A 25,685-nucleotide genomic window follows, 5' to 3' on the forward strand; every position below is an offset into this window, starting at 1 on the left:
GAAAGATCACCAGTGTAGCCATAGTTCCCCATTGTTGGCAATGGGATATGTTGCCAAGATGGAATGAGGAAGTATTTGCAGGTTTAAGGTATAATTTCTATTTCCCGCGCGTGCCGTTCGGCACCTTCTGCACAATGACCAAATTCGTATTCGTCACTGGCGGCGTCGTGTCTTCCCTGGGTAAAGGGATCGCGGCCGCCTCCCTCGCCGCGATCCTCGAATCGCGCGGTCTCAAAGTCACCATGCTCAAGCTCGACCCGTACATCAACGTGGACCCGGGCACGATGAGCCCCACCCAGCACGGCGAAGTGTTCGTCACCGACGACGGCGCCGAGACCGACCTGGACCTGGGCCACTACGAGCGCTTCATCAGCACGCGGATGAAGAAGGTGAACAACTTCACGACCGGCCAGATCTATGAATCGGTGATCCGCAAGGAACGCCGTGGCGAGTACCTCGGCAAGACCGTGCAGGTGATCCCGCACATCACCAACGAGATCCAGGACTACATCCGCCGCGGCGCCGAAGGCGTCGACGTCGCGCTCGTCGAGATCGGCGGCACCGTCGGCGACATCGAGTCGCTGCCGTTCCTCGAAGCCGCGCGCCAGCTGTCGCTGCGCCAGGGCCGCAAGGGCGCCGCGTTCGTGCACCTGACCCTCGTGCCGTACATCTCGTCCGCCGGCGAACTGAAGACCAAGCCCACCCAGCACTCGGTGCAGAAACTGCGCGAGATCGGCATTTCGCCGAACGCGCTGCTGTGCCGCGCCGACCGCCGCATCCCGGACGATGAGCGCGCCAAGATCTCGCTGTTCGCCAACGTCGAAGAGCAGGCCGTCATCTCCGTGTGGGACGTCGACACGATCTATAAAGTGCCGCAGGTGCTGCACGACCAGGGCCTGGACGACATCATCCTCGACGCCCTCGGCCTCGAGGCGCCCAAGGCCGACCTGTCGATGTGGACGAAGCTGATCCACACGCTGGAGAATCCGAAGCACGAAGTCACGATCGGCATGGTCGGCAAGTACGTCGACCTGATCGAGTCGTACAAGTCCCTGACGGAAGCGCTGCGCCACGCCGGCATCCACACGGAAAGCCGCGTCAACATCGAATACATCGACTCGGAAGAGATCGAGTCGACGGGCTGCGCCAACCTGGCCAAGTACGACGCCATCCTCGTGCCGGGCGGCTTCGGCAAGCGCGGCGTGGAAGGCAAGATCATGGCCGCCCGCTATGCCCGCGAAAACCGGATCCCGTACCTGGGCATCTGCCTGGGCATGCAGGTCGCGCTGATCGAATACGCGCGCCACATGGCCGGCCTGCCGAACGCCAACTCGACGGAATTCGATCCGGAGACCGACCAGCCGGTCGTCGCCCTGATCAACGAGTGGCAGAACCACGACGGCAAGGTCGAGAAGCGCGACGTCAATTCCGACCTGGGCGGCACCATGCGCCTGGGCGCGCAGACCTGCGCCGTGAACCCGGGCACGCTGGCCGCCGAGATCTACGGCAACGTCGTGACGGAGCGCCACCGCCACCGCTACGAAGCGAACAATTACTACCTGCCGAAGGTCGAAGCTGCAGGCCTCGTCGTCGCGGCGCGTACGCCGAACGAAGACCTGTGCGAGATCATGGAACTGCCGCGCAATGTCCACCCGTGGTACATGGGCGTGCAATTCCACCCCGAGTTCAAGTCGACGCCGCGTAACGGCCACCCGCTGTTCTCGTCGTTCATCCAGGCCGCGCTGGCCCACCAGGCAGCGAGCGGCAACAAGCAGGCCGCAAACACGCCTGCACTGCAAGGAGATGCAGCATGAAACTGTGCGGATTCGACGTCGGCCTCGACCAGCCGATCTTCCTGATCGCCGGCACCTGCGTGATCGAGTCGCGCCAGATGGCCATGGACGTCGCCGGCCAGCTGAAGGAAATCACCTCGGCGCTGGGCATCCCGTTCATCTATAAATCGTCGTTCGACAAGGCGAACCGTTCGTCCGGCAAGTCGTTCCGCGGCCCCGGCATGGAAAAAGGCCTGGAGATCCTGGCCGACGTGCGCAAGGAAATCGGCGTGCCCGTCCTGACCGACGTGCACACCGAGGAAGAGATCCCGGTCGTCGCGAGCGTCGTGGACGTGCTGCAGACGCCGGCCTTCCTGTGCCGCCAGACCGACTTCATCAACGCCTGCGCCCGTTCCGGCAAGCCCGTGAACATCAAGAAGGGCCAGTTCCTGGCACCGGGCGACATGAAGAACGTGATCGACAAGGCGCGCGCCGCAGCTGCGGAAGCCGGCCTGTCCGACCAGTTCATGGCGTGCGAGCGCGGCGTCTCGTTCGGCTACAACAACCTGGTTTCCGACATGCGTTCGCTCGCCATCATGCGCGAGTCGAACTGCCCGATCGTGTTCGACGCCACCCACTCGGTGCAGCTGCCGGGCGGGCAGGGGACGTCGTCCGGCGGCCAGCGCGAGCACGTGCCCGTGCTGGCGCGCGCAGCGGTCGCGGCGGGCGTGTCGGGCCTGTTCATGGAAACCCACCCGAATCCCGCATGCGCGCTGTCGGACGGCCCGAATGCCGTGCCGCTCGCCCGCATGAAGGATTTGCTGACCACACTGGTCGATATCGACCGCATCGTCAAGAAGGCTGGATTTATCGAGTCCGATTTTTCTTGATAATCGGGGTCGGAGCCCGAATCACACGGGTGGGCTCTGCCCCCGACTGAATAAACGGAAGCGGGGCTCGAGTGTACCAAGGGGTCCTGCGTTCGGCTGAATCACAAGTACGACAAGTACGTCGCCCCCGCGCAGGCGGGGGCCCAAGTATTGCCGGCGTTACCGAATCGCGAGCAAAAATTGGGTTCCCGCCTGCGCGGGAACGACGGTGGGATGTGTTTGCGGCTTAACGCCTCCCATTTCGCGCTTTGGCTTTTTTTACTTTCTGGAGATTGAATTACCATGAGTGCTATCGTTGATATCATCGGCCGCGAAATCATCGACTCGCGCGGCAATCCGACCGTCGAGTGCGATGTGCTGCTGGAATCCGGCGTGATGGGTCGCGCCGCCGTCCCGTCGGGCGCCTCGACCGGTTCGCGCGAAGCCATCGAGCTGCGCGACGGCGATCCGAAGCGTTACTTCGGCAAGGGCGTGCTGCAGGCCTGCGAGAACATCAACACCGAGATCAGCGAAGCCATCATGGGCCTGGACGCCAACGAACAGGCATTCCTGGACCGCACCCTGATCGACCTGGACGGCACCGAGAACAAGAGCCGCCTGGGCGCGAACGCGATGCTGGCCGTCTCCATGGCCGTCGCCAAGGCCGCCGCCGAAGAATCCGGCCTGCCGCTGTACCGCTACTTCGGCGGTTCGGGCGCGATGCAGATGCCGGTGCCGATGATGAACGTCATCAACGGCGGCGCGCACGCCGACAACAACCTGGACATCCAGGAATTCATGATCATCCCGGTCGGCGCCCCGTCGTTCAAGGAAGCCGTGCGCTACGGCGCCGAGGTGTTCCACACCCTGAAGAAAATCCTGCACAGCAAGGGCCTGAACACGGCCGTCGGCGACGAAGGCGGTTTCGCCCCGTCCGTCGCGAACCATGAAGAAGCCATCAAGCTGATCATGCAAGCGATCGAGCAGGCAGGCTACGTGGCCGGCCAGGACATCGCCATCGGCCTGGACTGCGCCGCCAGCGAGTTCTACAAGGACGGCAAGTACGTGCTGGAAGGCGAAGGCGGCCTGCAGCTGTCGGCCCAGGACTTCACCAACATGCTGGCCACCTGGTGCGACAAGTACCCGATCGTCTCGATCGAGGACGCGATGGCCGAAGGCGACTGGGAAGGCTGGGCAACGCTGACCGCCGCCCTGGGCAAGAAGGTGCAACTGGTGGGCGACGACCTGTTCGTCACCAACACCAAGATCCTGAAAGAAGGCATCCAGAAGGGCATCGCCAACTCGATCCTGATCAAGATCAACCAGATCGGCACCCTGACCGAAACCTTCGCCGCCATCGAGATGGCCAAGCGCGCCGGCTACACGGCCGTGATCTCGCACCGTTCGGGCGAGACCGAGGACTCGACCATCGCCGACATCGCCGTCGGCATGAACGCCCTGCAGATCAAGACGGGCTCGCTGTCGCGTTCGGACCGCATGGCGAAGTACAACCAGCTGCTGCGCATCGAGGAAGACCTGGGCGACATCGCCAGCTACCCGGGCCGCGACGCGTTCTACAACCTGAAGTAATCGAGTAGTATGGACACGGGTTCGTTCGCCGGGCTCGTGTCGACACCCCGCCAGCCGTATTCATCCATGCGCCTCATCACCCTTGCCCTGGCAGCCCTGCTGCTGCTGATCCAGTATCCCCTGTGGCTGGGGAAGGGCGGCTGGCTTACCGTGGCCGACCTGGAATCCCAGGTGGCCGCGAGCCGCGCCAAGACCGAGCAGCTGAAAGCCCGCAACGCCAAGCTGGAATCGGAAGTGCGCGACCTGAAGGACGGCCTCGGCGCCGTCGAGGAACGCGCGCGCTACGACCTCGGCATGATCAAGTCGAACGAGATCTTCGTGCAGGTATTGCGCAAGGACGAGAAGCCGGCCGTCATGATGACGGAACCGCCGCCGCCACCGCCGCCGAAGGTCAAGAAGGGCGCGCCATGACCCCCACGGAATCTTCCCCGCCGGCGCTCGACACGCTCGAGGCCGTCGCGGGCTACCTCGCCGCCGCGTTCGATGCCGGCGATCCCGACACCATGACGGAGGCGCTGAAGTTGGTCGCGCGCTCCGCGGGCCTCACGCACCTGGCCGCCGCGGCCGGCCTGCCGCGCGACCTGCTCGCCGCGGCGATGAACCGCGGCGAGATGGGCCTCGATAGCCTGCTGGCCATCATGAAGGTCATCGATTTGCACCGTCCGGCCGACGGCGCACCCAATTGATCAAGCTTCTCGCGCCCGCCGGCGTTCGCTGCCGCCACTGATTGCAGCCGCGCACGCCGGCGGCCGCGCCCCTGTCAGGCGCCGGCCCCGACGGCGCCCGGCGGCGCATAACCCGGCTCCAGCAGGCCGGGAATCGGTTCTCCTTCCACGACGACGATCTCGCCGATGCTCTGCGCACGCGCGACGATGCGGTCGCCGTTCGCGATATGGCTGCCCACGAGAGCGATCGGCCGGTTCGCATACGTCGACGCATGTCCGGCGCCGGACACGATCACGCTCTCGCTGCCGTCCGGGTAGCGAACCCGGTCGCCGACGCAGGCGATGCGGAAATCGTCCGCGGGCTCGCCCTGCGATGCGAGCACGACTTCGCCACCGCGGCGGGTGCGCGAACCGATCGTGGCGATGGGGTAGCGGGCGACCACTTTACGGGGTGCGCCCTGGACTGTGGCTGTGTTGGCGTTGGTGGCTGCATCATTGCTGCGTACTGATTTCATCCGGTTCTCCAAAAGTTTGCAAAACGGGACGCGAAAAAGCGACACATTCCCGGTCTCAAGTGCACGAGTTCGTACACTGGAGGCCATTGAAACGCGTCGTTGATTTAAACCAATTGATGCAGCGCAATTTGAACCGGCCGGTCATCCGGAATCAGGGAATTCCGACAGGGTTGCCGGTTAACTTCCGACCGGCAATAAAGAGGATGCCGCATCGGCCCCTGATCAGGGGCCGTCTGCGGCAGAAGAGGCGGGATCAGGCCGACTGGCCGTTCTCGAGGAAGGAACGCAGCATCCACGCATTCTTTTCGTGGATCTCCATGCGGTCGCTCAGCATGCCGGCGCTCGGCTGGTCATTGGCCTCGTCGGCGATCTTGAACGCCTCGCGCACCGTGCGGATCAGCGCTTCCTGGCCGTCGACCAGCTGGCGGATCATTTCCTGCGCGTTCGGCACGCCGGCTTCTTCCTTGATCGACGACAGTTCCACGAAGCGGGCATAGGTGCCAGGCGCGAAATGACCGAGGGCGCGGATGCGTTCGGCGATGTTGTCCAGCGCGTTCCACAGTTCCGTGTATTGTTCCATGAACATGATGTGCAGCGTCTGGAACATCGGACCCGTCACGTTCCAGTGGAAGTTGTGGGTCTTCAGGTACAGCATATAGCTGTCCGCCAGCACGCGCGACAGGGCATTGGCGATGTTGGCGCGGTCTTCGGTGCTGATGCCGATATTGATGTTGCTCATGGTGTTCTCCTGTCCGTTTGTCATTAATGACAGCTTAGCAGGAACCACCAATAGCCGCAGTTTATATTACCAATCAAAATGATAGGGGACGTCAATGACGTCCCCTTGTTCGATCAGTGCTTGATGCTGGAAGCAGGTGCCACGGCGTCGGCCGTCGTGTCACTGGCGAACAATTGCGCGCAGTCGACGGCATCGAAGCCGTAGTGCTTGCCGCAGAAGTCGCAGTTGATGCCCAGTTCGCCCAGGTCGTGCAGGGCGGACTCGACTTCTTCCTTGCCCAGCATCCTGAGCATGTTGCCCACTTTTTCGCGCGAGCAGGTGCAGTGGAAGACCGGATGCAGCGGGTCGAACACGCGGATCGTCTCTTCCCAGAACAGGCGCCGGAGCAGCGTTTCCACGTCGGTCGTGAGCAGCTCTTCCTGCTTCAAGGTCTGGCCCAGCATGACGGCGCGGGTCCACGTCTCGAGGTCTTCTTCCTCGCTGGCCTGCTTGACCTGGCCTTCGACGTTGGAATTGCGCGGCAGCTTTTGCAGCAGCAGGCCGCGCGCGACGTTCTCGTCGGCCGCCAGCCACAGCTTGGTGTCCATCTGTTCCGAGCGCAGCATGTAGTTCTCGATGACGGTCGCGATGTCCTCGCCGACGAGCGGCACGACGCCCTGGTACGGCTGCTGGCCCGGGACCTTGTCCTGCGGGTCGAGCGTGATCACGAAGCGGCCGTGGCCATGCTGGTTCAGCAATTGCGCGACGGATGCGTCGTCCGGCACGTCCGCGCCTTCGCGCAGCTTGGCGGTGGCGCGCATGCGCAGGTTCGCGTCGCACTCGACGACGAGCAGTTTCACCAGGCCGTCGCCATGGATCTGCATGACGATCGAGCCGTTGAACTTGAGGTTGGCGGACAGCAGCGCCGCCGCGGCGACCATTTCGCCCAGCAAGGCGCGCACCGCCTTCGGGTAGACGTGGCGCGACTGGATCTCGCGCCACGCGTTGGAGATCTCGACGAGCTCGCCGCGGACGGCTGCGTTGTCGAAGATGAATTTCTGGAGGGTGTCCTTGCTGGTATCAGTCGTCATTCTTTATCCGATTTTCTTGAGCTCCGCCTTGAAGCGTTTGCCGCGCTCGACATAGCTGGCGGCATTGCCCTGCAAGCGGAGCAGGTCGTCTTCCGTGAGCGTGCGCACCACCTTGGCCGGGGCGCCCAGGATCAGCGAACCGTCCGGGAACTCCTTGCCTTCGGTGACCACGGCGCCGGCTCCCACGAGGCAGCCCTTGCCGATCTTCGCGCCGTTCAGCACCACGGCCTGGATGCCGATCAGCGCGCCGTCGCCGACGGTGCAGCCATGCAGCATCGCCTGGTGGCCGACGGTGACGTTCTTGCCGAGCACGAGCGGAAAGCCCATGTCCGTGTGCATCACCGTGCCTTCCTGGACATTGCTGCCGGTGCCGATCGTGATGCGCTCGTTGTCGCCGCGGATCGTCACGCCGGACCACACCGAGGCATCCGCCGCGACCGTCACTTTGCCGATCAAGGTGGCCGAATCGGCGATATAGGCCGACGGATCGATCTCGGGCGCATCTTCGCCCAGCTGGTAAATCGCCATGGAGTGCTCGCGGAAGGTTGAGATGCCCGTATTTTACGCCTTCACGCTCGTAAGGGGCCCAGATGGGGCTGGCCTGCAGGATTACAAGCTTCGTGCTTATAATGCGAACGGTCGTACTAATTTAACTCGCAAACAGGAACCGCCATGACACCGTCCCGCTCCGAATTCCTCATCATCCGCGGCTTGCGCACCCACGTCCGCCACTGGGGCCGCGAGGGCGCGCCCAAGCTGTTCATGGCGCATGGCTGGATGGACATGTCGGCCTCGTTCCAGTTCGTCGTCGACGCGTTGCAGGGCGACTGGCACGTCATCGCCCACGACTGGCGCGGCTTCGGCCTGACCGGGCGCTCCGGCAACGACACGTACTGGTTCCCCGACTACTTCGCCGACCTGGAAGCGATCCTCGACCATTATTCGCCCGGCGAACCCGTGAACCTGCTGGGCCACAGCATGGGCGGCAACATCGTGAGCGTGTATGCGGGCGTGCGGCCGGAACGCATCGCGAGGCTGATCAACCTGGAAGGCTTCGGGCTGCCCGCCACGCGCCCCGACCAGGCGCCTGGCCGCTACGCCAAGTGGCTCGACGAAGTGAAGGTCCCGCCCGCCATGCGCGGCTACGCCAGCCTGGATGAGGTGGCGACGCGCCTGCGCAAGACGAACCCGCGCCTGCCTGCCGACCGCGCCGCCTTCCTCGCCCGGCACTGGGCCGCGCAGAATGCGCAGGGCGAGTGGGAAATCCTGGGCGACCCGGCGCACAAGATGCCGGGGCCGCTGCTGTACCAGGTGGAAGAGGTGCTCGCGTGCTGGCGCCGCATCACGGCGCCCGTGCTGTGGGTCGAGGCCGAGCACACGGACATGTGGCGCTGGATGGGCCCGAAGGAAGAGGCGCGCCACGAAGTCGACCGCCGGCTCGCGCAGCTGGCCAAGGTCACGCCGCGCATGATGCCGGATGCGGGGCACATGCTGCACCACGATCAACCCGAAGTGCTGGCGCGCATGATCGAGGCGTTCCTCGCGGGCTGACATTGCGTACAATGGTATTTCGAAACGATACCCTGTCCGGATGCTGCCCATGAAAGTCGATCTCCACTGCCACTCCAACGTCTCCGACGGCGTGCTCGCACCCGCCGCCGTGGCCGCGTATGCCCGCAAGGGCGGTGTCGATGCATGGGCGCTGACGGACCATGACGAAATCGGCGGTATCAAGGCCGCACGCGCGAAGGCCGAGGAACTGGGCATGCGCTTCGTGCCGGGCGTGGAGATTTCCGTGACGTGGGCCGGCGAGACCGTGCACCTCGTCGGCCTGCAGGTCGACGAAGACAATGCGACCCTCGTGCAGGGCCTGGCCGCCACGCGCAACGGGCGCGACGCGCGCGGGCGCGAGATCGCCGCGCAGCTCGACCAGGCCGGCATCCCGAACGCCTACGAAGGCGCGCTGAAATACGTCGGCAATCCGGACCTGTTGTCGCGCACGCACTTCGCGCGCTACCTGTGCGAGCTCGGCAAGTGTTCCAACACGTCGGAGGTGTTCCGCCGCTATCTCACGGAAGGCAAACCGGGCTACGTGCCGCACCGCTGGGCGACGCTGGCCGATGCGATGGGCTGGATCCGCGCGGCGGGCGGCGTCCCCGTGATCGCGCATCCGGGCCGCTACCGCTTCGACGCGACGGCCGAGGGCGCGCTGTTCGACGAATTCAAGCAGCTGGGCGGCAATGCCATCGAGGTCGTCACGGGCAGCCATACGCCGGACCAGTACGCGACGTATGCCGAGGTGGCGCGCCGCTACGGTTTCCTCGCATCGCGCGGGACGGATTTCCACGCGCCGGGGGAGTCGCGCGTCGAGTTCGACCAGTTGCCGCCGCTGCCGAGTGGGGTGACGCCGGTTTGGCATGACTGGTTCTGACCGGTAGCACAACATGCATGCCGTCGTCCCCGCGAAGGCGGGGACCCAAGTTTTGTGCGTCGACGCGACGTGAAATTGGGTCCCTGCCTCCGCAGGGACGACGAATTGGGTCCCTGCCTCTGCAGGGACGACGTTTACGCGCAAACGAGCTTGAAATTTCAACATCCAGCCCTTATCTTGTCGGACTGATATTGAACCCATCCTGAGGCTCCCCAGATGAAGCGCATACTGCTGTTCCTCGCCACCAACCTCGCCGTCGTGCTCGTGCTGTCGATCGTGCTGAACGTCCTCGGCGTCGGGCGTCCGGTCGGCGGGCAGGGCATCAACGTCGGGGCGCTGCTCGTGTTTTCGCTCGTCGTGGGCTTCACGGGTTCCATCATTTCCCTGTTGATGAGCAAGCCGATGGCGAAGATGTCCACCGGCGCGCGCGTCATCGAACAGCCGGGCAACGCCACCGAAGCATGGCTGCTCGGCACCGTGGGCAACCTCGCGCAGCGCGCGGGCATCGCGATGCCGGAAGTGGCCGTGTACGAGGGCGAGCCGAATGCGTTCGCGACGGGCGCTTTCAAAAATTCCGCGCTGGTGGCCGTGTCGACGGGCCTGCTCGCCAACATGAACCGCGAGGAAGTCGAGGCCGTGCTGGGCCACGAGATCGCGCACGTGGCCAATGGCGACATGGTCACGCTCACCTTGATCCAGGGCGTCGTGAACACGTTCGTCGTGTTCCTCGCGCGCGTCGTCGGCTTCTTCGTCGACAACGTCGTGTTCCGCCGCGGGAACGACGCGCGCGGGCCGGGCTTCGGCTATGCGATCACCGTGTTCGTGTGCGAGATCCTGTTCGGCATCGTCGCGTCGATCATCGTCGCGTGGTTCTCGCGCCAGCGCGAATTCCGCGCGGACGCCGGTTCGGCCCAGCTGCTGGGCAGCCCGCTGCCGATGCAGCATGCGCTCGCGCGCCTGTCCGGCATGCACCCGGGCGCGCTGCCGCAATCGATGGCCGCGTCGGGCATCTCGGGCCACGGCAGCGGCTGGGGCGCGTTGTTCGCGTCGCACCCGCCGATGGAAGAACGCATCGCGGCCCTCCAGGCGCTGCGCCAGTCGGGGTTCGCGCGATGACCCAATATTTCGAAGTCCATCCGCAGAATCCGCAGGCGCGCCTGATCCGCCAGGCCGCGCAGATCATCCAGGGCGGCGGCATCGTCGCCGCGCCGACCGATTCCGCGTACGCCCTCGTATGCCGCCTCGACGACAAGGCGGCCGTGGAAAAGCTGCGGCGCATCCGCGGCGTCGACGAGAAGCACCACCTGACGCTGCTCGTGCGCGACCTGTCCGAGATCGCCACGTATGCGCGCGTCGACAACCGCCAGTACCGGCAACTGAAAGCCGTCACGCCGGGGCCGTACACGGTGATCCTGGAAGCGACGAAGGAAGTGCCGCGCAGGCTGTCGCACCCGTCGCGCAAGACGATCGGCATCCGCGTGCCGGAAAACGCGATCCTGCTGGCGCTGCTGGAAGAACTGGGCGAACCCTTGATCGGCACGACCTTGCAACTGCCGGGCGACGACAACATGCTGTCCGATCCGGACGAGGTGCGCGAGCGTCTCGACAGGCAGATCGAGCTCGTGATCGACGGCGGCGCCGGCACGCTCGAACCCACCACGATCATCGACCTCACGGGGCCCATTGCTTCGCTCGTACGCGAAGGCCGGGGCGATCCGGCCGCGTTCGGCCTGTAGGCCGGGGCCGCCGCGCCGCGCGCTCTGATAGAATCGCAGGTTATGGATGAACTCATACGCAATCTGGCAGTGTATGCACTGCCTGTCCTCTTTGCGCTGACGATGCACGACGCCGCCCAGGCGTTCGTCGCGAAACGCTTCGGAGACAACACCGCACACGCCGCCGGGCGTACCACTTTCAATCCGCTGGCCCACATCGATCCGATCGGCACCATCGTCATTCCGGTGGTGATGTACCTGACGGTGCACTTCGTGTTCGGCTACGCGAAACCGCTGCCGATCAACTACGGCCAGATGCGCAACCCGAAGCGCGACATGGCGTGGGTCGCGCTGTCCGGTCCGGGCGCAAACTTCCTGATGGCGCTGATCTGGCTCCTGCTGAGCATCTTCCTCGACTACTTCGGGGTGCAGGAGTCGTTCCCGCACCTCGTGGCCGAGGCGGGTGTGCAGACGAATCTGTGGCTGATGGCGTTCAACCTGCTGCCGATCCCGTCGATGGATGGCGGCCGCGTGCTGTTTTCCATCCTGCCGCACAAGGCCGCATTCCAGTTCGCGCGCCTGGAGCCGTACGGCTTCATCATCCTGCTCGCGCTGATCTTCCTGAAGGTGATCGGCTACTGGCTGTTCTGGGTCGGCGTGATCGCGAACCTGCTGCTGCACCTGATCGTCTATCCCCTGAATTTTCTCCTGACCTGATACCGCTATGTTTCCCGACCGTGTCGTTTCCGGCATGCGCCCGACCGGGCTGATGCACCTTGGCCACTACCATGGGGCCCTGAAGAACTGGATCCGCATGCAGTCCGAACTGCCTTGCCTGTTCTTCGTCGCCGACTGGCACGCGCTGACCACGCATTACGACGACCCGGCGATCATCGAGAAAAGCACGTGGGACATGGTCATCGACTGGCTGGCGGCCGGCATCGACCCGGCCCAGGCCACGATCTTCATCCAGTCGAAAGTGCCGGAGCACGCGGAACTGCATCTGCTGCTGTCGATGGCCACGCCGCTCGGCTGGCTCGAGCGCGTGCCGACGTACAAGGACCAGATCGAGAACCTCGCGAACCGCGACCTCGCGACGTACGGCTTCCTCGGCTACCCGCTGCTGCAGGCGGCCGACGTGCTGATCTACCGCGCCACGCAGGTGCCCGTGGGCGAGGACCAGGTGCCGCACATCGAGATGATGCGAGAGATCGCGCGGCGCTTCAATCACCTGTACGGCAAGGAACCGGGCTTCGAGCAGAAGGCGCTGGACGCCGTGAAAAAGCTGGGCAGCAAGCGCGCCAAGCTGTATGCGGAACTGCGCACCGCGTACCAGCAGGACGGCATTGCTGCCGCGCTGGAACAGGCGCAGGCCATGCTGGACGAGGCGGGCAGCCTGTCGAACATCGACCGCGAGCGTCTGTTCGGCTACCTGGAAGGCAGCCGCAAGATCATCCTCGTCGAGCCGCAAGTGAAGCTGACGGCAGCATCGCGCCTGCCGGGTCTCGATGGCCGCAAGATGTCCAAGAGCTACGGCAATTCGATCTCGCTGCGCGAAGATCCCGAATCCGTCACGAAGAAGATCCGCACGATGCCGACCGATCCCGCGCGCGTGCGCCGCAGCGACGCGGGCGATCCGCTCAAATGCCCGGTGTGGCAGCTGCACGAAGTCTATTCCGACGCGAACACGAAGGATTGGGTGATGAAGGGCTGCACGAGCGCCGGCATCGGCTGCCTCGAGTGCAAGCAGCCCGTCGTGGAAGCCGTGCTGGCCGAGCAGGAGCCGATGCACGAGCGCGCGCAGCAGTACGTCGACGATCCGTCGCTCGTGCGCGCCATCGTCGCCGACGGTTGCGAGAAGGCGCGCAAGCTGGCGCAGGAAACGATGCGCGACGTGCGCGAAGTCATGGGACTGTCCTACTCGTGACGGACCGTCCATCCGCCTGGGTCGCGCGCTTCGCGCCGGCGATCGCGCCGGGCGAGACGCTCGATCTCGCGTGCGGCGGCGGCCGTCATGCGCGCCTGCTGGCGGCGCTCGGCCATCCCGTGCTCGCGGTCGACCGCGACGCCGCATCGCTCGCGCAGGTGGCCGGTCCCGGCATCACGACCCTGCAGTACGACCTCGAAGCGGAGGGCGGCGCATGGCCGTTCGCGCCGGGACGTTTTGCCGGCATCGTCGTCACGAACTACCTGCACCGGCCGCTGTTCGCGCATCTCGCGGGCGCACTGGCGCCGAACGGGATCCTCGTCTACGAAACCTTCGCGCTCGGGAACGAACGCTTCGGCAAACCATCCAGCCCGGCGTTCCTGCTGGCGCCCGGCGAACTGCTGGACGTCGCCGCACGCCATGGTTTGAAGGTCCTCGCCTACGAGGACGGGATCATCGAGACGCCCCGTCCGGCGCGCGTGCAAAGGCTGTGCGCGGCGGGACGGGAAGTCGATCCGGGAGCAGTCAGGCTCGATATGTAACCAACCTGTAACCATGCCATTTATATGGTGTGGAATGAACCATAACGCCAGGCTATCCGCTACAATCGACATTTATTTATTAACGGCACGGTCCACTGATTATGATTAAGGGCAGCATAGTAGCAATCGTCACACCGATGTTCGAGGATGGAAGCCTGGACAGGGACAGCCTGCGCCGACTCCTCGACTGGCATGTGGCGGAAGGTACGGACGCAATCTGCATCGTCGGCACGACCGGCGAGTCGGCCACCGTGAGCCCGGACGAACACTGCGAACTGATCAAGCTGACCGTCGACCACATCGCCGGCCGCATTCCGGTCATCGCCGGCACGGGCGGCAATTCGACGGTCGAAGCGATCGCGCTGACCCGTCACGCCAAGGAAGTGGGCGCGGACGCGTCGCTGCAAGTCGTCCCGTACTACAACCGTCCGTCGCAGGAAGGCATGTATCGCCACTTCAAGGCGATCGCCGAATCGACCGACCTGCCGGTGATCCTGTACAACGTGCCGGGCCGGACCGTGGCCGACATGAGCAACGAGACCGTGCTGCGCCTGGCCGCCATCGACAACATCATCGGCATCAAGGACGCGACCGGCAACCTGGCCCGCGGCATCGAGCTGCTGCGCGACATCGACCGTTCGTTTGCCGGCAAGGGCAAGTCGTTCGGCGTGTTCTCGGGCGACGACGCGAGCGCACTGGCGCTGATGCTGTGCGGCGGCGCCGGCAACATCTCCGTGACCGCGAACGTGGCGCCGCGCGCGATGGCCGAGATGTGCAAGGCCGCGCTGAACGGCGACGCCGCCCGCGCCATCGAAATCAACAACAGCGTCCTCGAACTGCACAGCAAGCTGTTCGTCGAGCCGAACCCGGTGCCGGTGAAATGGGCGCTGGCCGAGATGGGCAAGATGCCGGCCGGCCTGCGCCTGCCGCTGGCCCCGCTGTCCGCGCAATACCACGACACCGTCCGCACCGCGCTGCGCGCTTCCGGCGTCCTTTGATTACCAGCTTTAACGATATGACGAATCGCAAGATGATGACTTCCACCGCAGCCCGCACCGTGGCCCTGACCGCCATCGCGTTGAGCCTGGCCGCGTGCACGACCGTGTTCGAATCGGACAAGGTGGACTACAAGGCTTCCAAGAAAGCGGCACCGCTGGACATTCCGCCCGACCTGACCCAGCTGCAGAAGGACAACCGCTACGCCGTGCCGGATGGCAAAGGCATCGCCACCGCGTCCGGCTTCCAGCAGCAGCGCGGCGCCGCGCCGGCCATCGCGGCCGCGTCCGGCGAACAGATCGGCCAGGTGCCCACCGACACCATCCGCATCGAGCGCAACGGCAACCAGCGCTGGCTCGTGATCAAGGAAACGCCGGAACAACTGTGGCCGCAACTGCTGGAGTTCTGGCATAACTCGGGCTTCACCGTCGAGACCGAGTCGCCGCAGACCGGCATCATGGAAACGAACTGGGCCGAGAACCGCGCCAAGATCCCGCAGGACTTCATCCGCCGCACCATCGGCAAGGTATTCGATTCCGCGTACTCGACCGGTGAGCGCGACAAGTTCCGCACCCGCCTGGAGCGCCGTCCGGACGGTTCGACCGAGATCTACATCAGCCACCGCGGCGCGGAAGAAGTGCTGACCGGTCCGCAGAAGGAGCAGGCCACCTGGACCGCGCGTCCGAACGATCCTGAACTGGAAGCGGAATTCCTGGGCCGCCTGATGGCCCAGCTGACCGGCACCAAGGTCAAGGAAGCGACCGCGTTCGTGACGAACGCGCCGCTGGAACCGCAGCACGCCAAGCTGGAAGGCAGCAAGGTCGTCGTCGACGAAGGCTTCGACCGCGCATGGCGCCGCGTGGGCCTGGCGCTGGACCGCGTCGGCTTCACGGTGGAAGACCGCGACCGCGTGCAGGGCATTTATTTCGTGCGCTACGTCGATCCGGACGCGGTCAAGAAGGAAGGCTTCTTCAGCAAGCTGTTCGGTAGCGAAGACAAGAACAAGGAAGCGCAGAAATACCGCGTGATCGTGTCGACGGCACAGGGCGCGACCTCGACCGACGTGACCGTGCAGACGAACGACGGCAAGCCGGAAACGTCGCCGACCGGCGCCAAGATCCTCAAGCTGCTGGCGGACGAGCTGAAATAATCTGGGTTTGCCTGCATGAAAAACCGGCCCGCGTGGCCGGTTTTTTTATCGGTCCAATTCTATGTAAAAGCAATGGACGTAAAAAAACCGGCCCGCAGGCCGGTTTCTTTAGCGCGATTCGAATTACTTCGAAGCAGCCGGAGCAGCAGCAGCCGAAGCGGCGTCAGCAGCAGCCGAAGCAGCCGAAGCAGCAGCCGAAGCGGCCGAAGCAGCAGCGTCAGCAGCGGCCGGAGCAGCCGGGGTAGCGGCAGCGTCAGCAGCCGGAGCGGCCGGAGCAGCAGCCGGAGCGGTGGTCTCAGCAGCCGGAGCCGCCGGGGTCACGGTGGTTTCTTCTTTCTTCGAGCAGGCAGCCAGAGCAACAGCCAGCAGGGAAACGATCAGCAGAGATTTTTTCATGGTTTTTCCTTAATTAATTCAAAAGGGTGGTGCGATGAATAATTACCGGTAATTATCGCTCGTCAGGAATTCTCTTGTTTGTATACTTTGGAAAAAGTGCCTACAGACAACGGAACCTTCCTAACCCGATATTATAGCCAAATTTACTGAATCGCAATAGAAAAGTCGTGTCAAGACGTAACAGTTGCCAGATCGGGCAAGGTTCATCTTCAGGCAACAGGATACATCCTGTCCGTGCGCTAGTTCTCATAGAGAAAACCAAGCCAAAACAAGTATTTACAGACCGGAAACACTGGCCTGTATACCAGCTTGTGATTCTGCCCAAATGGCGTCAAAACGCAGGCGCGACAGCTCGGTTTGTTGCGGTGCGTCAAAGACCGCCTCACCGCGCAGGTGATCGCTGTGAAAGCGCCGCACGATGTGCAGGTCGTCCGCGATGCAGAACGAATCCGTGAGCGCGCGCAGTGCCCGCGGCGTGCGTCGGCACTCGATGCCGTGCACATGATCGCGCAGCAGGCGCAGGAACCTGGGCGCCTCCCGTTCCAGGTGCGCGGGATCGTGCAGCGCCAGCCGCAGGCGGCCGCCGGCGTGCAGGAAGCGGCGCAGTGCCGCGTCCACGTCCGGCGCGCCCAGCCGGAACAACGTAAAGTCCGGATCGAACATGACGAGCGTCGCCCTCGCGCGCGCCCATACCTCGTCCAGCTGCTGCTGGAACGCGGCGCGGGTGTCGAAGGACGCGTTCATGTCAGCCGAGCTCGATCCAGCCGTCCTGGTACCAGGTGTACAGCGCTTCCAGCACGTCGTCCGACGCCTGGTCGAGCAGGCTGCCCGGCAAGCCGCGCTCGTTGGCGAGCACGTCCAGCACGACCTTGTCCGCGCGCCCGACGGCGAACGATTCGCCGTTGATGAACACGTGCTTGCCGCGGTAGAGCATCAACGTCTTGGGCGACAGTTTCAGGCCCTTTTTCGCCGCCTGTTCCATGAAGCGGCCCACCGTCAGCGGCTTTGCGACCGGCGTGAAGAACACGTTGTGTTTCGGCTCGGACAGGTATTCGCCCATGAAGATCGTGACGTCTTCCTCGTCCCAGCGCACCTTGTTCAGTTCTTCGGTGACGGTGGCCAGCATGTCGCGCGGGATCTCGGCCGGGTTCTTCGCGGGTTTCAGGCCCGGGTCGACATAGCGGCCCGGCAGGTCGATGGAGTCGGCCATGAACTGCAGGAAGGCTTCGCCCAGTTCCTGGAACGACGGCGAGCGGAAGCCGATCGAATACGTCATGCATTCGCCCTCGGCGACGCCGTCGTGCGCGTAGTGCGGCGGCAGGTACAGCATGTCGCCCGGTTCCAGCACGAATTCTTCTTCCGGCTCGAAGTTGGCGAGGATCTTCAGCGGCAGGCCCTCGACCAGCGTCAGGTCCTGCTGCGCGCCGATGCGCCAGCGGCGCTTGCCCTGCGCCTGCAGCAGGAATACGTCATAGGAATCGAAATGCGGACCGACGCCGCCGCCGTCCGTCGCATAGCTGACCATCAGGTCGTCCAGGCGCGCGTCCGGCACGAAACGGAACTGGCGCAGCAGGGCATCGGCCTTCGGCTCGTGCAGGTTGACGCCCTGCACGAGCATGGTCCATTCGCGCTGAGCCTTGGACGGCAGTTCGGCCAGCGGGCCGTGCTGCATGTCCCACTTGCCGTCGGTGAGCGTCACGAGGCGCGATTCGACGTGGTTCAGTTTGGCCAGCTCGGCCAGCTTGTCGACCTTGAGCAGCGGTTTGAAATCGGGGATGGCCTGACGGATGAGCAGGGGTTTCTTGTGCCAGTAATCGCGGAGGAACTGGGCGGGCGTGATATTGCCGAGGAGCTGTAATTTTTGCATGTGCCATTATAACCAGGCTGGTAAACTCGCTGCCTAAAGGGGCCTCGAAAAACCGTAGCAGTAGGTTTTTCGAGGCCCCCGGGTATAATCGAGACCTTACCCACGAAAGGATGTGCAATGAAGATTGCCCAGAACACGGTTGTGTCGGTCAACTATAAACTGTCCGACGCTCAGAACAACCTGATCGAAGACGGCGCCCAGCCGATGGTCTACCTGCACGGTGGCTACGAGAACACGCTGCCGAAGATCGAGGAAGAGCTGGACGGCAAGGACGTGGGTTACACGTCGACCATCCAGATCGAGCCGGAAGACGCGTTCGGCGACTACGATCCGAACCTGGTGAAGGTCGAGGACCGCAACCGCCTGCCGGAACCGATCGAAGTCGGCATGCAGTTCGAAGGCATGGCCGAGGGCAGCGACGAAGAGCCGGTCATCTTCACCGTCACCGAAGTGGCCGACGACAAGGTCGTGCTGGACGGCAATCACCCGCTGGCCGGCATGGCCCTGCGCTTCGACCTGTCCGTGATCGACGTGCGCGCCGCCACGCCGGAAGAGATCGCGCACGGCCACGTGCACGGCGCCCACGGCCATGACCACGGTCACGGCGAGATCGACGACAGCGAAGAAGGCGACCACTTCCGTAGCCAGCCGCTGCAATAATCACCTACGCACGCGGTGCGCGTCGACCCGGCTGCGGCCGGGTCGTCAGTCCTTCCTTGCGCCGTTCGCCGTCTCGACCTTGCGGGGATCGACCCTGAACAGGGTCTTCGTCTCTGGATTCACCACCACCTCCAGCGCATCCGCGCCGGCCGCCAGATGGCCGACATTGCCGCGCCATTCGATGACGGGTCTTGCACGCATGCGCGTACCGTCGACGAGCAGCACCTTGCCCCGGAATTTCTGCGCCAGCGACAGGATCAGCCGGCGCGGCTCCGCGAAGCCGTCGTTGTCCGGCACGGCGCCGCGCAGCAGGGCGCGCAGGCCCGTCGGCTGCGACAACGCCTTCACATCGCCTTCGGAAAACAGCACGATCGCTTCCAGCTTGTCGCGCCTGGCGATGGCGAACAGCCGGTGCAGCCAGAAGCGGTTCGCGACGAGCCGGTCCTCGTACTCGCTGTTGCGGCCCGCTTCGTTCAGGTAGTGGTTGTTATTGGCCGGCATGTTGACGGTCGCATACAGCACCTTGCCGACCGACCAGTGCGCATTTTCCGCATAGCTGCGAAAGCGCGGGCTCATCGACAGGCGCGTCAGCGGCAGCTTGCGCGCGCCCAGCGTGGACGGCTCGCCGTAGAACAGTTCGCGGATGCGGTTCATGCGCTCGATCGCATTCGTCCGGCCGGCACTGTTGCGGCATTCCGTCCAGTCGCTGCCGGCCGGCAGCACGATGACGGGCCGGCGCGCATCGTCGATCAGCTCGCGCCGCTTCTGGTACAGCTTGTCCGTGCACGGCTCGTTCGCACCCTTGATGCCGGTGACGACCAGGAAGGCGACGTCCTTGTCGTCATTGTCGGCGAGCGCCTGCTTGAGGCGTTTTTCGCCGCCATCGGTAAAACCGTGGCCGATGATGGCGAAACGGTGCGCGTCATCGTCGCGGGCGTCCGCGCGCGCGCCGCCCGCCAGCGCGCAGGCGAGGACGAACAGGAGAAGCGAGCGGCGTCGCGGCATCGTCAGGCCGAGGCCAGCCGCTTGAGCTCGTACAAGCGTTCGAGCGCTTCGCGCGGGGTCAGGGCATCGGGATCGATGGCGTCCAGCAGCGTCAGCGCGGGCGACTCGGCCGCCGCGTGCATCGGTGCCGGCGCGGGCGCGGCGTCGGCGTCGCCGTCGTCGCACGGCGCCGGCGCGAACAGGTCGAGCTGCGGCGTCGCATCGAGCGCCTGCGCTTCCAGCCGCGCCAGGTGCTTGCGCGCGGCGCGGATCACGCCGGGCGGCACGCCCGCCAGCTGCGCGACCTGCAGGCCGTAGCTCTGCGACGCCGGGCCGTCCTGCACGGCATGCAGGAACACGATGCTGTCCTTGTGCTCGACGGCCGACAGGTGCACGTTGACCGCGCTCGGATGCTGTTCCGGCAGCTGCGTCAATTCGAAGTAGTGCGTGGCGAACAGCGTAAAGCTGCGGCTCGTCTCGATCAGGTGGCGCGCGATGGCCCACGCGAGCGCGAGACCGTCGAACGTCGACGTGCCGCGGCCCACTTCGTCCATCAGCACAAGCGAGTGCTCGGTCGCGCCGTTCAGGATCGTGGCCGATTCCGTCATCTCCACCATGAACGTCGAGCGGCCGTTGGCCAGGTCGTCCGACGCGCCGATGCGCGTGAAGATGCGGTCGATGGGACCGATCGTCGCGCTCGTCGCCGGCACATAGCTGCCGACATAGGCCAGCAGCGTGATCAGCGCGACCTGGCGCATGAACGTCGATTTACCGCCCATGTTCGGGCCCGTGATCAGGAGCAGGCGGCGGTCGTTGGACAGCTTGCAGTCGTTGGCGATGAAGCGCTCGATCTGGTTCTCGACGACCGGGTGGCGGCCCTCGACGATGGTGAGGCAGGGCTCCTCGACCAGCTGCGGCATGCACCAGTTGTTGCGCACGGCGTGGGCGGCGAGGGCGGTGATGGTATCGAGCTGCGCGATGCCGGAGGCGATGCGCTGCAGGCACGCGATGTGCGGCGCGAGGTCGGCCAGCAGCAGCTCGTACAGCAGTTTTTCGCGCGCCAGCGCGCGGTCCTGCGCGGACAAGGCTTTATCTTCGAACGCCTTCAGTTCGGGCGTGATGTAGCGTTCGCAGTTCTTCAGGGTCTGGCGGCGGCGGTAATCATCCGGCACCTTGTCGGCCTGGCCGTTCGTGACTTCGATGTAGAAGCCGTGCACGCGGTTGTACTCGACCCGCAGGTTGGCGATGCCGGTGCGCGCACGCTCGCGCGCTTCCAGATCGACGAGGAACTGGCCCGCGTTTTCCGACAGCGCGCGCAGCTCGTCCAGCTCGGCGTCGAAGCCGCGCGCGAACACGCCGCCGTCGCGCACCATCGCGGCCGGCTCCGTCGCGATGGCGCGTTGCAAGAGGTCCGCGCACGCCTCGGGCACGGCGATGGCGTCGTGGATGTCGCGCAGCAGGCACGAGTCGCCGGGGATGAAGCAGCGCGCCACCTGCTCGCGCAGCGCGGGCAGTTGGGTCAAGCCGTCGCGCAGGCTCGCGAGATCGCGCGGACGCGCCGTCAAGAGCGCGATGCGGGTCGTGATGCGCTCGATGTCGGGCACGTGTGCAAGAGTCGCCGACAGGTCGTGCATGGCCTCGCGCTGGGCCAGCGCCTCGATCGCCTCGTGGCGCGCGCGGGCCACGCGCTGGTCGCGCTTCGCGTGGTGCAGCCAGTGGCGCAACAGGCGCGAACCCATCGCCGTGCGGCAGCCGTCCAGCAGAGAAAACAGCGTGGGCGACTCGTGGCCGCGGATCGTCTCCGTCAGCTCGAGGTTGCGGCGCGTGGACGCATCGAGGCCGATGAATTCGCTCTCCGATTCGACCGCGAGACTCCTCACGTGCTGCAGGCCGCGGCCCTGCGTAGCCTGGGCATAGCGCAGCAGCGCGCCGGCCGCGCCGAACGCGGCGCCGAGACCGTCCGCGCCGAAGCCGGACAAGGTAGCGACACCCAATTGGTCGAGCAGCGCCTTGTGGCCGTGCACGACGTCGAAATGCCAATCCGGCACGCGCGCGGTGTGGCCGACCGGCGATTCTTCGAACAGGTCGGCGCCGCCGTCGGCGCGCAGCACTTCGGCCGGCGCGATGCGTTCCAGTTCCTGCACGAGGCGCACGGCGGCCGCACGGGCGTCGCCCGCGAATTCCATCAGCCGGAGTCCCCCGCTGGCGAGCGACATCCACGCGAGACCCGTCGTGACCACCTTGCGGTTCGCGACCGTGCACACGGCGAGCAGCGGGCGCTCGGCCTTTTCGGGCAGCAGGTCGGCATCCGTCAGCGTCCCCGGCGTGACGACGCGTACGACCTTGCGCTCGACCGGGCCTTTGCTCAGCGCCGGGTCGCCGATCTGTTCGCAGATCGCGCACGACTCGCCCAGCTTGACGAGCTTGGCGAGGTAAGGATCGAGCGAGTGGAAGGGCACGCCCGCCATCTTGATCGGATTCCCGCCCGAGCTGCCGCGCGCCGTCAAGGTGATGCCCAGGATGCGCGCGGCCTTCTCGGCGTCCTCGAAGAACAGCTCGTAGAAGTCGCCCATCCGGTAGAAGACGAGCATCGTGGGGTAGTCGGCCTTGATGCTCAGGTACTGCTGCATCATCGGGGTGTGATGGCTTTTTCCGGACTTGGTAAATTGTTGATCTAACGGCATGTCGTCGTCTAACTTCATGATTTTGTTGCGGATTCCTTTGGCTCGCCCGGATCTGGATCACATCACGACGCATCACACGGCATCGCTTCACTTCACGGATTGGCGTAGCTTTTTCGATGCTCTGCCGTCGAACCTACGCTGAGGGAGCAAACCGGTGTCGCGGACGGTCAAAAAGCTACGCCGGCCCCTCTGCTGGGAGAGTGATGTGCACCATGCTGGGGTGGCCGAGCTGCTGTCGCCAGACGTGCACTTTACCATGTCCTACTGGTCGACCTGCGGCGCGAGATGCAGGGTCGGCAAGTATACGTGAAAAGCTACGCCGAGCCTACGCCTGGACGCGCGGAGCCGACAATCCGAGGAGGCTCAAGGATACGCTGCAGAGCACACCCTACACTTGGCTGCACGGCATGAAGTCAACGTACGCGAAAGGAGGAAACAATGGCATTTGATGCCAGGGCGGCCAAGTTGCTAGCTCCGGGGGAGCACTACACCATGTCCGACTGCCCAGGTCTCCGGTTCGAAGTGTCATCCACGACGCGTGCGTGGATCTATCGCTACAAGAGCCCGGTCGATGGCAAGATGCGCCAAGTGAAGATCGGTGCCTGGCCTGCGGTATCGATCAATGCGGCGAAGGTTGAATGGGAAAAATTGCGAGACCAGCGCGCGCGCGGTGAGGACCCAGCTGCCGAGCGTCGCGCCAAGCGCGCCCGGGAAAACGAAGAGAAGGAAGCTGCGCGCGTGAAGTCGAACCGCACGCTGACGGTGCGTAAATTGGTCGATTTTTATCTAACCGGGCACATAGAACGGAAGCGCAAACAGAAAGGCATCGACGAGACCAGTCGGACCTTGAACTATGCGTTATGTGCGACTTGTCCTGAAGAGTGGTCTGGAGAGTTTGGCGATCTCGACCCCGCGAAGGTTACCCGAGCACGGGCATTCGCCTTGTTGCACACATTTATCGAAACCCCCGTACAAGCCGGGCGCGTTCGGCTCGAGCTTGGCGCGGCGTGGGACTTCGGTCACGACGCGGGCAAACTCCCCGAGGATGTGCCCAACTGGTGGCGCGTCATTATGCGGGGAAAGCTTCGCAGCAAGGGGCGCGTCCGCGAGGGCAAACGAATCGGAACAGCGAAGCGCTTTTTGACGCCGGCGGAGCAGGGCGCGTTGATTCGTTGGCTACCCAACTTTTCGAAAGCAGTCCATGACCTCCTGATTCTTTATATGTGGACTTGTGCACGGGGTTCGGAGCTCGTCGCAATGGAAGTCAGTGAAATCTCGGAAGAGCCCGACGGCGTATGGTGGACCGTTCCCAAGGCGAAAACCAAGAACGAGCGACACGAGGAGGCCATGGACTTGCGGGTACCGCTGGTTGGACGGGCTGTAGATGTTGTTCGCCGGCGTATCGCGGTTGTGAAGAGTGGCTATCTATTCCCGTCCACGGGAAAGAGCGGCCATGTGGAACAAAAAGTGGTAGGAGTGGGAGTCTGGTATCACCAGCCCTATTCGAAGACCCGTCCAGAGCAGATAAGGCCTCGTTTGCCGGTAACCCATTGGTCACCACATGACTTGCGTCGGACCGGTAGAACTCAGTTGTCCGCGCTCGGCTGCCGCAGGGAGATTGCGGAAGCCGTGATCGGGCACATGCCGGATGGGGTGGCAGGTGTCTATGATAAGTACGCGTATGATCGCGAGCGCCGAGAATGGCTGACTAAACTCAGTGAGCACTACGAAGTAGTAGCTCAGTCTTCACTGTGAGCTTGCCTTGATACGGCGGCTTTTTGCTTTGATGTGTTTAGCGGTGGCGGGAGATCCGACGTGGGCCGACCTTCGGCCCACTCTTCAATTTCTCGAACAAGCCAAGCCACTCGTCGATCCGATAATTGACGAGGCCTTGGAAAGCTGCCCGTGCGAACAAGGCGCTGGATCGTGGCCATCGCCAAGCAGACAGTGGCTGATACAGCAGCTAGCTCTAGGTACAAAGGTTTGATAGCGGGCGTCTCCCTACTTCTCTCTCCCGATCTGGCCAATGATTTCTTCGACGTTGATTCGTCCATGACTTTAAAAAAATGATATAAATTGTTTATACATTATGCGGTTTAGATGCTAGCCGAAGCTGTTTACGGTCAAGCTCAGCGATCTGATTGACCGTCATCTAACAGTCGTAGGTGCGTACGCGTGGACCTCGTGGGGTAACAAAACTGGCCTGCTGCCGATTCCACAGACACCAAGTTAAGGTGGAAAATGGAGTCAGGAGGAATCAATGGCAGCAAGAAGGCAGTTCAGTCGCGAGTTCAAGCTCGAGGCTGTGAAGTTGATTGAGGAGCGCGGGGTATCGGTACGCCAAGCGGCCCAGGATCTGGATGTGCACGAGAATGTGTTGCGCAAGTGGGTGCGCGAGCATCGCGAGCAACCCGAAGAAGCATTCCCAGGCAACGGCAAGATGACGGCACAGGACGCGGAGATAGCACGGCTGCGCAAGGAAGTCGCCAAGCTCAAGATGGAGCGCGATCTGCTGAAAAAAGCCGCGGCCTACTTCGCGAAGGAGTCGATTTGAAGTTCGGCTTCATTGCGAAGCACCGAGGAGTCTGGCCGGTCAATTTGATGTGCGAGGCGCTCGGTGTCTCGAGGGGCGGTTTCTATGCCTGGCTGACGCGTCCGCAGAGCCAGCGTAGTCGAAAAGACGAGCAGCTTGCTGTTCAGGTAAGGCAAAGCTTTGTGCGTAGTGATCGCACTTATGGAGCACGGCGGGTGTGGCACGACGTCCTTGAGCAAGGGTTGTCATGTGGCTTGCACCGCATCGAGCGTTTGATGCGTGAGTAGGCGTTACGCGCTCGTCCTCGACGCCGAGGCTTGCCCAAGGATCGCGGAGCACGTAGCACTGTGGCGGAGAACGTGCTCGACCGGCGGTTCCATGCCGAGGCGCCAAACCAGAAATGGGTGGCCGACTTCAGTGTGCCGCAGCAAGCGGCGTAGGAGATGAGGGTAGGCCCCTCGCAATCGGCTTGCAGGAGCGGGTTGCAAACCACCATGAGCGGCATTGGTCAAAAGCCCTTGTCGTGAGCGTCATGGAAAAGGCGCCAGCAGGCGTCAGGTATGGATTAGGAAGACGAACA

The 25,685-nt window shown here is 64.0% G+C and carries 27 protein-coding genes and 1 pseudogene; 18 read left to right on the forward strand and 10 right to left on the reverse strand.

Translation table 11 applies throughout. From position 1 onward, the window contains the following. Positions 1 to 134: 134 nt before the first annotated feature. The 5 genes from QPK29_RS27815 (at position 135) to QPK29_RS27835 (ending at position 4,917) form a co-directional block, all read left to right on the forward strand. Complete coding sequence (locus QPK29_RS27815) at positions 135 to 1,814, forward strand: CTP synthase (RefSeq protein WP_056136597.1); 1,680 nt, start codon at positions 135 to 137, stop codon at positions 1,812 to 1,814. Beyond that, positions 1,811 to 2,662, forward strand: a complete 852-nt coding sequence (gene kdsA / locus QPK29_RS27820; protein ID WP_371770047.1) for a 3-deoxy-8-phosphooctulonate synthase — start codon at positions 1,811 to 1,813, stop codon at positions 2,660 to 2,662. Before QPK29_RS27815 ends, kdsA begins: the two co-directional genes overlap by 4 nt. 282 nt (positions 2,663 to 2,944) lie before the next feature. Then, positions 2,945 to 4,231 carry a phosphopyruvate hydratase gene (eno, locus tag QPK29_RS27825; protein ID WP_056328604.1) on the forward strand — a complete coding sequence of 429 codons (1,287 nt, stop codon included), beginning with the start codon at positions 2,945 to 2,947 and terminating at the stop codon, positions 4,229 to 4,231. Between the two features lie 66 nt (positions 4,232 to 4,297). Next, complete coding sequence (gene ftsB, locus QPK29_RS27830; protein ID WP_056136910.1) at positions 4,298 to 4,642, forward strand: cell division protein FtsB; 345 nt, start codon at positions 4,298 to 4,300, stop codon at positions 4,640 to 4,642. Beyond that, positions 4,639 to 4,917, forward strand: coding sequence for a helix-turn-helix domain-containing transcriptional regulator (locus tag QPK29_RS27835; protein ID WP_056136603.1), 279 nt, complete (start codon positions 4,639 to 4,641; stop codon positions 4,915 to 4,917). The genes ftsB and QPK29_RS27835 overlap by 4 nt, the downstream gene beginning before the upstream one ends. A 74-nt stretch (positions 4,918 to 4,991) precedes the next feature. On the opposite strand, the gene QPK29_RS27840 is transcribed toward QPK29_RS27835, so the two are convergent. The 4 genes from QPK29_RS27840 to QPK29_RS27855 form a co-directional block, all read right to left on the reverse strand. Then, positions 4,992 to 5,411, reverse strand: a complete 420-nt coding sequence (locus tag QPK29_RS27840; protein WP_371770046.1) for a PAAR domain-containing protein — start codon at positions 5,409 to 5,411, stop codon at positions 4,992 to 4,994. Positions 5,412 to 5,664: 253 nt separating this feature from the next. Next, a complete protein-coding gene (locus QPK29_RS27845) occupies positions 5,665 to 6,150 on the reverse strand; it encodes a Dps family protein (protein ID WP_056136607.1) in 486 nt (161 codons plus the stop codon). 113 nt (positions 6,151 to 6,263) lie between these two features. Beyond that, a complete protein-coding gene (hslO, locus tag QPK29_RS27850) occupies positions 6,264 to 7,220 on the reverse strand; it encodes an Hsp33 family molecular chaperone HslO (protein ID WP_056136609.1) in 957 nt (318 codons plus the stop codon). A 3-nt stretch (positions 7,221 to 7,223) separates the two neighbouring features. After that, positions 7,224 to 7,748 carry a gamma carbonic anhydrase family protein gene (locus QPK29_RS27855; RefSeq protein ID WP_056136612.1) on the reverse strand — a complete coding sequence of 175 codons (525 nt, stop codon included), beginning with the start codon at positions 7,746 to 7,748 and terminating at the stop codon, positions 7,224 to 7,226. A gap of 144 nt (positions 7,749 to 7,892) precedes the next feature. Here QPK29_RS27855 and QPK29_RS27860 point away from each other — a divergent pair, with 144 nt between their 5' ends. From QPK29_RS27860 to bamC, 9 genes are all read left to right on the forward strand, one after another. After that, positions 7,893 to 8,771, forward strand: coding sequence for an alpha/beta fold hydrolase (locus tag QPK29_RS27860; RefSeq protein WP_371770045.1), 879 nt, complete (start codon positions 7,893 to 7,895; stop codon positions 8,769 to 8,771). A gap of 40 nt (positions 8,772 to 8,811) precedes the next feature. Continuing rightward, entirely contained in the window at positions 8,812 to 9,651 is an 840-nt protein-coding gene (locus QPK29_RS27865; protein WP_056328613.1) for a 3',5'-nucleoside bisphosphate phosphatase, read from the forward strand. A 216-nt stretch (positions 9,652 to 9,867) separates the two neighbouring features. Continuing rightward, a complete protein-coding gene (gene htpX / locus QPK29_RS27870) occupies positions 9,868 to 10,767 on the forward strand; it encodes a protease HtpX (protein WP_056136618.1) in 900 nt (299 codons plus the stop codon). Further along, positions 10,764 to 11,387 carry an L-threonylcarbamoyladenylate synthase gene (locus QPK29_RS27875; RefSeq protein WP_371770044.1) on the forward strand — a complete coding sequence of 208 codons (624 nt, stop codon included), beginning with the start codon at positions 10,764 to 10,766 and terminating at the stop codon, positions 11,385 to 11,387. The genes htpX and QPK29_RS27875 overlap by 4 nt, the downstream gene beginning before the upstream one ends. 42 nt (positions 11,388 to 11,429) lie before the next feature. After that, positions 11,430 to 12,083 (forward strand): site-2 protease family protein, encoded by a 654-nt coding sequence (locus tag QPK29_RS27880; RefSeq protein WP_056136622.1) that lies wholly within the window; start codon positions 11,430 to 11,432, stop codon positions 12,081 to 12,083. A 7-nt stretch (positions 12,084 to 12,090) separates the two neighbouring features. Next, positions 12,091 to 13,293, forward strand: coding sequence for a tryptophan--tRNA ligase (locus tag QPK29_RS27885; RefSeq protein WP_371770043.1), 1,203 nt, complete (start codon positions 12,091 to 12,093; stop codon positions 13,291 to 13,293). Beyond that, positions 13,290 to 13,835 (forward strand): class I SAM-dependent methyltransferase, encoded by a 546-nt coding sequence (locus QPK29_RS27890; protein WP_371770042.1) that lies wholly within the window; start codon positions 13,290 to 13,292, stop codon positions 13,833 to 13,835. Before QPK29_RS27885 ends, QPK29_RS27890 begins: the two co-directional genes overlap by 4 nt. A 101-nt stretch (positions 13,836 to 13,936) precedes the next feature. Continuing rightward, on the forward strand, positions 13,937 to 14,833 hold the full coding sequence (gene dapA / locus QPK29_RS27895; RefSeq protein ID WP_371770041.1) for a 4-hydroxy-tetrahydrodipicolinate synthase: 897 nt from the start codon (positions 13,937 to 13,939) through the stop codon (positions 14,831 to 14,833). Positions 14,834 to 14,865: 32 nt separating this feature from the next. Further along, positions 14,866 to 15,981: an outer membrane protein assembly factor BamC gene (bamC, locus tag QPK29_RS27900; protein ID WP_200948782.1), complete on the forward strand. Its 1,116-nt coding sequence runs from the start codon at positions 14,866 to 14,868 to the stop codon at positions 15,979 to 15,981. Positions 15,982 to 16,104: 123 nt separating this feature from the next. Here the strand turns inward: bamC and QPK29_RS27905 are convergent, their stop codons facing one another. From QPK29_RS27905 to QPK29_RS27915, 3 genes are all read right to left on the reverse strand, one after another. After that, entirely contained in the window at positions 16,105 to 16,377 is a 273-nt protein-coding gene (locus QPK29_RS27905; protein ID WP_082439717.1) for a hypothetical protein, read from the reverse strand. A 276-nt stretch (positions 16,378 to 16,653) separates the two neighbouring features. After that, positions 16,654 to 17,121, reverse strand: a complete 468-nt coding sequence (locus tag QPK29_RS27910) for a DUF7931 domain-containing protein (RefSeq protein WP_371770040.1) — start codon at positions 17,119 to 17,121, stop codon at positions 16,654 to 16,656. Between the two features lies 1 nt (position 17,122). Next, on the reverse strand, positions 17,123 to 18,244 hold the full coding sequence (locus QPK29_RS27915) for a JmjC domain-containing protein (protein WP_371770039.1): 1,122 nt from the start codon (positions 18,242 to 18,244) through the stop codon (positions 17,123 to 17,125). A 117-nt stretch (positions 18,245 to 18,361) separates the two neighbouring features. On the opposite strand from QPK29_RS27915, the gene QPK29_RS27920 reads away from it, so the two are divergent. After that, positions 18,362 to 18,904: an FKBP-type peptidyl-prolyl cis-trans isomerase gene (locus tag QPK29_RS27920; protein WP_056136636.1), complete on the forward strand. Its 543-nt coding sequence runs from the start codon at positions 18,362 to 18,364 to the stop codon at positions 18,902 to 18,904. Positions 18,905 to 18,949: 45 nt separating this feature from the next. On the opposite strand, the gene QPK29_RS27925 is transcribed toward QPK29_RS27920, so the two are convergent. Then, positions 18,950 to 19,909, reverse strand: a complete 960-nt coding sequence (locus tag QPK29_RS27925; RefSeq protein WP_056136638.1) for a hypothetical protein — start codon at positions 19,907 to 19,909, stop codon at positions 18,950 to 18,952. 2 nt (positions 19,910 to 19,911) lie between these two features. Further along, complete coding sequence (gene mutS, locus QPK29_RS27930; protein ID WP_371770038.1) at positions 19,912 to 22,521, reverse strand: DNA mismatch repair protein MutS; 2,610 nt, start codon at positions 22,519 to 22,521, stop codon at positions 19,912 to 19,914. Positions 22,522 to 23,010: 489 nt separating this feature from the next. On the opposite strand from mutS, the gene QPK29_RS27935 reads away from it, so the two are divergent. Further along, the gene (locus QPK29_RS27935; protein ID WP_371770037.1) at positions 23,011 to 24,327 is read left to right on the forward strand and encodes a tyrosine-type recombinase/integrase; all 1,317 of its coding nucleotides are present in this window, start codon (positions 23,011 to 23,013) and stop codon (positions 24,325 to 24,327) included. Here the strand turns inward: QPK29_RS27935 and QPK29_RS27940 are convergent. Further along, positions 24,312 to 24,506: a helix-turn-helix transcriptional regulator gene (locus QPK29_RS27940; RefSeq protein WP_371770036.1), complete on the reverse strand. Its 195-nt coding sequence runs from the start codon at positions 24,504 to 24,506 to the stop codon at positions 24,312 to 24,314. The genes QPK29_RS27935 and QPK29_RS27940 overlap by 16 nt on opposite strands. Here QPK29_RS27940 and QPK29_RS27945 point away from each other — a divergent pair. After that, positions 24,499 to 24,642, forward strand: coding sequence for a hypothetical protein (locus QPK29_RS27945; RefSeq protein WP_371770231.1), 144 nt, complete (start codon positions 24,499 to 24,501; stop codon positions 24,640 to 24,642). The genes QPK29_RS27940 and QPK29_RS27945 overlap by 8 nt on opposite strands. 190 nt (positions 24,643 to 24,832) lie before the next feature. Beyond that, positions 24,833 to 25,524: pseudogene (locus QPK29_RS27950) on the forward strand (IS3 family transposase); the annotation flags it as partial. Positions 25,525 to 25,685 lie beyond the last annotated feature (161 nt).

The sequence above is a fragment of the Massilia orientalis genome (genome assembly GCF_030411975.2).
GTDB lineage: Bacteria > Pseudomonadota > Gammaproteobacteria > Burkholderiales > Burkholderiaceae_D > Telluria > Telluria orientalis.